A 5,142-nucleotide genomic window follows, 5' to 3' on the forward strand; every position below is an offset into this window, starting at 1 on the left:
CCCAACAGGCGCTGCAACTCCTTCACCTGGGCCTGAAGCGCCCGGTATTCGGAAGCCGGAACGACCTCCTCTTCGGCGGCCGTCGCCGTCAGTGCCCCTTGGGACGCCAGCTTTCGCCATGCGAACAACTGGTTCGGCTGAATGCCGTGCCGCCGGGCAACGATGCTCACCGTCGCGTCCGCCTCGTAGGTCTCTTGAATGATGGCCAGCTTCTCCGCCGTGCTCCAGCGCCGTCGCCGTTCCGGACCCGAAAGGACTTCCATCTTAAAATTGCTGCTAGTCATATTACCAACATTACTCCTACCCACTTAGCTAAGTGGGGGAGCATGTCCGGGCCTTTCGGGGGCTAATTCAACCCAAGCGAGCAGAACCCTTGATCGGATACTAGAGAAATACGGAAACCGCGACCCTCTGAGATGGCAAATCGTTGCCTATCTTTGGTCAATCGGCCGCTTCGTGGAGCTTACGTCGGAGCCCACACGGCACTGATTGCACGTAGAGCCAACCAGGCTGCCGGCATGTCCCAATGAAAACATGTATCGCCGCGGTTGGCTGGTCCGACCACGGCCCGAGGATAGCCGAGAGGGCGGCGTCCAAGCCGTACCCGTCAGGCAATCTCTTAGAACCACGTGCCGACAGCCGGTTCTTGCGCGAGAAGCTTCTCTTCGAATGGCTACCGCAGACGGATGCCGTCAATTGCTTCGCACCGACAAGAGTTCCGCTGTCGGGTGAATGAGCCGTTGGAGCAATTGTTCAACTCGCTGGGAACAGGCGCCATGAAAGCTCGTTATATCGGTGAGATACAGAGGAGTCTTTCATGTCCGGTTTCGCAGACCTGCCTCCCCTTGCTGATGACATCGAAGCCGGGCTTGCGGCCTACATGACCGACCCGGAGCTTTCACCGTCCCCTGCCGGCCGAGCCGCCGCGATTGAGACTATTTTGCGCGACTGGCTTGTCGCACATAGGTACATGGGCGCCCCGGATCCCGCCCCCCTTCGGTTAGATTCCGAAGGTGTGAATCGAGAAGAAGTCCAGTATCCAGGTTTTATCAAATAGCACACTGACGCAGCTTCGCCTCCCGCCGGCCAAAGTCAAGCAATCGAGCCTAGTCCCGAGCAGGTCCAACTCGCTGGATGCATGCTCCTTACCAAGCGCTATCGAGGCGTTTGCGCACGCGCCAGCGATCGGGCAATGTCGACGATGTCTTTTCCACGACGCGAGGCGTCACATCCGGATCGCCCTTCTCGATAAGCGCGCCGATCTCATCAAGCACTGCAGAGCCCTAACCAGCGGATAGGCTCCCCACTCATGATTGACGGGCAGACTTGACTTCCTTCCGACAACGTCGCCACATCTTCGTCGCTGGCAAACTTGCCTCGGTCGGCCTCGCGCAATGTAGCACTGATATCGTTGATGTCTCGACCGCGAGTGGTGTGGCTGTCATATTTCGCGCGTCGGACAAATGCTTTCGATCCGCAGAGAGGAAATAGACTTATGGCAGATGAGGTCAAATTGGACGACAACCAGGTTACTGCGACCGCTCCGGCGGAAGTGGCAGCGCCTAAGAAGCGCGGACCACGAGCAAAAAAAGTGGACGCTGCCACGGCAGAGTCAAGCCCCGCACCGAGCGCCGGGAAAGGCCGGAAGCGCAAGGAAACTTCGGCCGAGGCGAAAACTGCAAGTCAACCGAAGCGCGCCGCAAGGGCAAACGCCGCAAGGAAAAACGACGACAAGAGGACGGCCGCGCAATCGCAAGTACATGACGAGATCGCGGATCTTCTTCAGCTGGAGAAAGAGAATTCGCGGCTTCGCCGGGAGCTCGGCGATAAGTTGCGGGCCGAGAATGCTGAGTTGCGCAAGCGGCTCGGGCTCAGCTGAGTGTTAATGAAAGACCGATCGTCTACGCGATCGGTCTTCGTCAAAGCATCCTTCGGAGATGGCATGGCGCAATCCTGGATGACGAGATATCATGAAATCACCATGGAAGTTCTTACTTGATCTGACCTCAAGAGGCAGAGCTGTCGAGCCCCGGGAATCTATATCGGAGCCCGTGAGCGAAAGCTCGGATGCGCCCTTGGCAGGAATGAATCCTCCTGCAAGTACTCAAACGACGGATGCGGTCACAAACGCTGCCGACCCGGAGCCGAGCGAAGTCAAAAACAATGTCCGGACCGGCGGAGCAAATGCGGTTGATTTCGAGACCGCCAGCCACAGCACAAACCTTTTGGGCGGTCAGGCGCCCGAGCAGGCGGATCGACCCGCACGCAAATCACACCGAGGGCAAACAAGAGACAAGAGATCAAGCGCCTCCGTTGCGGTGGATCCTCGGGTCGAGTATGGCTCACCGAGCCTCCGTGCTCCCAAGCAGCCGATCTCTTTAGCCGATGACGTGGCCGCCCTGGATGAGGAAATAAGAATGCTAAGGCGTCAGCTTTCGGAGAAGCTGGTGCTACAGAACGCCCAACTCAAGAAGATGCTAGAGCGATTTTGACGCTTTACGCGCTGAACCAGCTTTGGTCCCTGGATATCGATGAAGCCACAACAGCGAAAGTTCATTGTCGAAGTGAAATCGGCGCGCCGACGTTCGACAGGTCGACCAGCCTCTATTTGGGGCGACACCGATCTGAAGGCATTTGTGCGTGAGGCAGAGGCCGAAGTCCCACATCTGTTTCTGGCTGAAGCTCGAATTGGTGACCAGCCACCGGAGGTTACGGAACCGCTCAATTCAGTGGCTGCGGCGGTCGATGATGCCCCAACAACCGCTAGTCAACCAGAAGTGCCAGAAGCGAGTGTCGTCCCCAAGACAAGCTCGGCAGATGCGTCAGCCAACGCCACCTTCCCGGTAAAGCCGCCCGAGCGTTCGAAGCGCCCTCGTTCGACGGGTTTGGCGCGGCGCGTGCCAACAAAGTCAGTGCACATTGCAATTGCAGTCACTGTTGACGAGCTGGCGTCACTCGAGAATGCAAACCTCCGGCTGAAAGAGCGTCTGGTTCGGAAGCTTCGACAGGAAAATGCGATACTTCAGAGTATGCTGGATCGGTTTGAGGCGCATTAAATGCGAGCTGGATCGCCCCCATCTTGGTCCCGCTTTAAGGAGCGTCGCGATCGACATCTTGCGTCGGTTTAACGGCTTCCTATCTCTGTGGCGTCTTCGACATGGAGCCCCGAGATGAATCGACAGACAACCCGTGCCAGTTCTGACCGACAGATCGAAATTCTTCCGCCTGAACGCGAGCCACGAAACACGTCCGATACCGTAGTGTGCCTCTGTTGCCAGCAGAAGCACCTCGCCTCACTGATGGATGTCGACGGTTGCGGCATTTGTGAGGACTGCCTCGCACCTCGTTAATCCTGAACCCCACTCGGCGACCTTCTGTGCAAGTGGACCGGGAGAGATTGCAGCCACAAAGCGCGCTCGGGGACGAGGCACCGCTGGGAGAGCAAGCGCATCATTGAGGAGGTTGGCTGTATATGAAGGTCACAACGCGAGATCTGAGGGTATTGGCGGTGTGCATTGGCAAACCCGAAGAAAGACCCGGCAAGAAGATGAAAACCGGGATCAACAAGCACCCAACAGGCGAAACGGTCTTCGTTGGGTTCGAGGGTCTTGCAGACGACGCCGTTTGTAATGAAAAATACCATGGCGGCCCCGAGCAGGCGGTTTACGTTGAAGGAAACCTAACCCGCCTTTGGTGGCAAAGGGCGCTCAACAAGCCTATCAACCACGGGCTATTTGGCGAAAATCTCTGTATTGCAGGTTTGGACAACCAGATCGTGTCGGTCGGCGACCGTCTCCTAATAGGCGATCTCGTGATGGAAGTAACAGCGCCCCGGATGCCGTGCCGAGTACTTGGGGAAAGAATGGGAGATCGTACCTTTCCCAAACTATACAAAACGGTCGCTCGACCCGGCTTTTACTGCCGTGTTATTCACCCCGGCTACGTCACCGCAGGAGCGCTCGTGCGGTACGTGCCTTACGCCGGAGAGCGCGTCTCGATGACGGAAATGGCAAGACACCATGGCAAGAGGGCGTCGCCAGAACTAGTTGCCCTCTATCAGTCTGTGCCGGTGCACGCCAAGCTGCGGGCTTTTCTTTCGAACGGCCTGATCAAGTTTTAGGATAGAACGCAAGTGTGGCCTGGGTATCGGTCTCTTGGTCCCCATAGTGCCGCCGGAGGCTCATCCACACTTGCCGCCGACCCCATCCCCTGCACTTAACGAGCGCCGGCGCGGTCGTTCACGACGAAGCGCTTGCTGATCGCGGTCGTCACACCGAACGATCGGGGACGTGGGCGACTTTTGACTACTTCTGGGCCTGAACGCGAAGCTCATCCATGTATGCGTCGAGCTTCGTCCGTGAGGGGCCTATGCGTTCCAGGATCTCGCGGGCTTCCAAAGGTTGTAACTTGTAGATGGCAATAAATTCCGTGAGATCGTAGTGGCCGTTGTAGACAGTCTCGAAAGGTTCGACGGAGCGCGCGCGAGTGGGTTTTGCAGGGGCGCATGTTTTCCCATCGATTGCCTCTTGATTGCCGTGTGTCATGTTTAAATACCGTCCTGCATGTGCTGGTCGCCTCACGCGTCCTTTAAGGGCGTGGAAGCGACGAATGTGACGACGCTTAACGTCGAACAGGCAGCACTTGTTCCGAGAAAATGGCAACGTTGATCCGACAGATGATTGAACACACCTGCCGCAGTCACGGCGTCTATCGATCCCGCGTTTGTTTGGTCGTACTTTCCACGGGTGGGGCAATGCGTGAGATGAAAACGGCCACCATCCGATCGCCTGATGAAAGGGGTGATTGGTGCGGCTCGCTGACGCAGAAAGTCTGGCTGCCCCTCTCCACTGGGACTTTAACAGGGTCGTCGACCCTCATAACGCCGACGCGTTTTTTTCAGTGGCTGAACGTGCTGAAGATTGCGCCCGAGTCCGGACGAGTACAGGAAAAAGAGTGGGGCACGCTGAGCCGCTGGAAGGGCCCAAGCAAATCCCAGCTGTCGTACTACCTTTCGGACGGCTTCGGACATGGTTTGCCCGTGCGGGTGGTGTCAGGCGACATGTAAAACTGGTCCGGTAGCGACACCTAAAACTGGTCCCCCTTTCAGACCTTAGGAGGGACTAATGGACGTTGAGACAGGTA

General features: G+C 57.4%; 8 protein-coding genes. 6 read left to right on the forward strand and 2 right to left on the reverse strand.

Annotated elements, in window-relative coordinates; genetic code table 11:
• On the reverse strand, nucleotides 1–284 hold a 284-nt coding region (locus BLU15_RS38585), incomplete at its 3' end, for a transposase (RefSeq protein WP_143034372.1).
• Between the two features lie 533 nt (nucleotides 285–817).
• On the opposite strand from BLU15_RS38585, the gene BLU15_RS38590 reads away from it, so the two are divergent.
• The 5 genes from BLU15_RS38590 to BLU15_RS38610 all read left to right on the forward strand — a co-directional run bounded on the left by BLU15_RS38590 (nucleotide 818) and on the right by BLU15_RS38610 (nucleotide 4,120).
• A complete protein-coding gene (locus tag BLU15_RS38590) occupies nucleotides 818–1,057 on the forward strand; it encodes a hypothetical protein (RefSeq protein WP_090302559.1) in 240 nt (79 codons plus the stop codon).
• A 438-nt stretch (nucleotides 1,058–1,495) separates the two neighbouring features.
• Nucleotides 1,496–1,879 (forward strand): hypothetical protein, encoded by a 384-nt coding sequence (locus tag BLU15_RS38595; protein ID WP_060519029.1) that lies wholly within the window; start codon nucleotides 1,496–1,498, stop codon nucleotides 1,877–1,879.
• 196 nt (nucleotides 1,880–2,075) lie between these two features.
• Nucleotides 2,076–2,492 carry a hypothetical protein gene (locus BLU15_RS38600; RefSeq protein ID WP_143034373.1) on the forward strand — a complete coding sequence of 139 codons (417 nt, stop codon included), beginning with the start codon at nucleotides 2,076–2,078 and terminating at the stop codon, nucleotides 2,490–2,492.
• Nucleotides 2,493–2,531: 39 nt separating this feature from the next.
• Nucleotides 2,532–3,056 (forward strand): hypothetical protein, encoded by a 525-nt coding sequence (locus tag BLU15_RS39350; protein ID WP_143034374.1) that lies wholly within the window; start codon nucleotides 2,532–2,534, stop codon nucleotides 3,054–3,056.
• A gap of 416 nt (nucleotides 3,057–3,472) precedes the next feature.
• Nucleotides 3,473–4,120, forward strand: a complete 648-nt coding sequence (locus BLU15_RS38610; protein ID WP_090302563.1) for an MOSC domain-containing protein — start codon at nucleotides 3,473–3,475, stop codon at nucleotides 4,118–4,120.
• Between the two features lie 184 nt (nucleotides 4,121–4,304).
• Here BLU15_RS38610 and BLU15_RS38615 read toward each other — a convergent pair whose 3' ends face one another.
• Nucleotides 4,305–4,544: a hypothetical protein gene (locus BLU15_RS38615; protein WP_090302565.1), complete on the reverse strand. Its 240-nt coding sequence runs from the start codon at nucleotides 4,542–4,544 to the stop codon at nucleotides 4,305–4,307.
• A 209-nt stretch (nucleotides 4,545–4,753) separates the two neighbouring features.
• Between BLU15_RS38615 and BLU15_RS38620 the strand changes: the two genes are divergently transcribed.
• Nucleotides 4,754–5,065: a hypothetical protein gene (locus tag BLU15_RS38620; RefSeq protein ID WP_143034375.1), complete on the forward strand. Its 312-nt coding sequence runs from the start codon at nucleotides 4,754–4,756 to the stop codon at nucleotides 5,063–5,065.
• Nucleotides 5,066–5,142: the final 77 nt, after the last annotated feature.

It is taken from the genome of Ensifer sp. YR511 (genome assembly GCF_900103045.1).
GTDB classification, from domain to species: Bacteria; Pseudomonadota; Alphaproteobacteria; order Rhizobiales; family Rhizobiaceae; genus Ensifer; species Ensifer adhaerens.

Bases quoted from the DNA above. Each gene is read 5' to 3' on its own strand.
- BLU15_RS38590 (WP_090302559.1), top strand. From the start codon at position 818: ATGTCCGGTTTCGCAGACCTGCCTCCCCTTGCTGATGACATCGAAGCC.
- BLU15_RS38595 (WP_060519029.1), top strand. From the start codon at position 1,496: ATGGCAGATGAGGTCAAATTGGACGACAACCAGGTTACTGCGACCGCT.
- BLU15_RS39350 (WP_143034374.1), top strand. From the start codon at position 2,532: ATGAAGCCACAACAGCGAAAGTTCATTGTCGAAGTGAAATCGGCGCGC.
- BLU15_RS38610 (WP_090302563.1), top strand. From the start codon at position 3,473: ATGAAGGTCACAACGCGAGATCTGAGGGTATTGGCGGTGTGCATTGGC.
- BLU15_RS38615 (WP_090302565.1), bottom strand. From the start codon at position 4,544: ATGACACACGGCAATCAAGAGGCAATCGATGGGAAAACATGCGCCCCT.
- BLU15_RS38620 (WP_143034375.1), top strand. From the start codon at position 4,754: ATGCGTGAGATGAAAACGGCCACCATCCGATCGCCTGATGAAAGGGGT.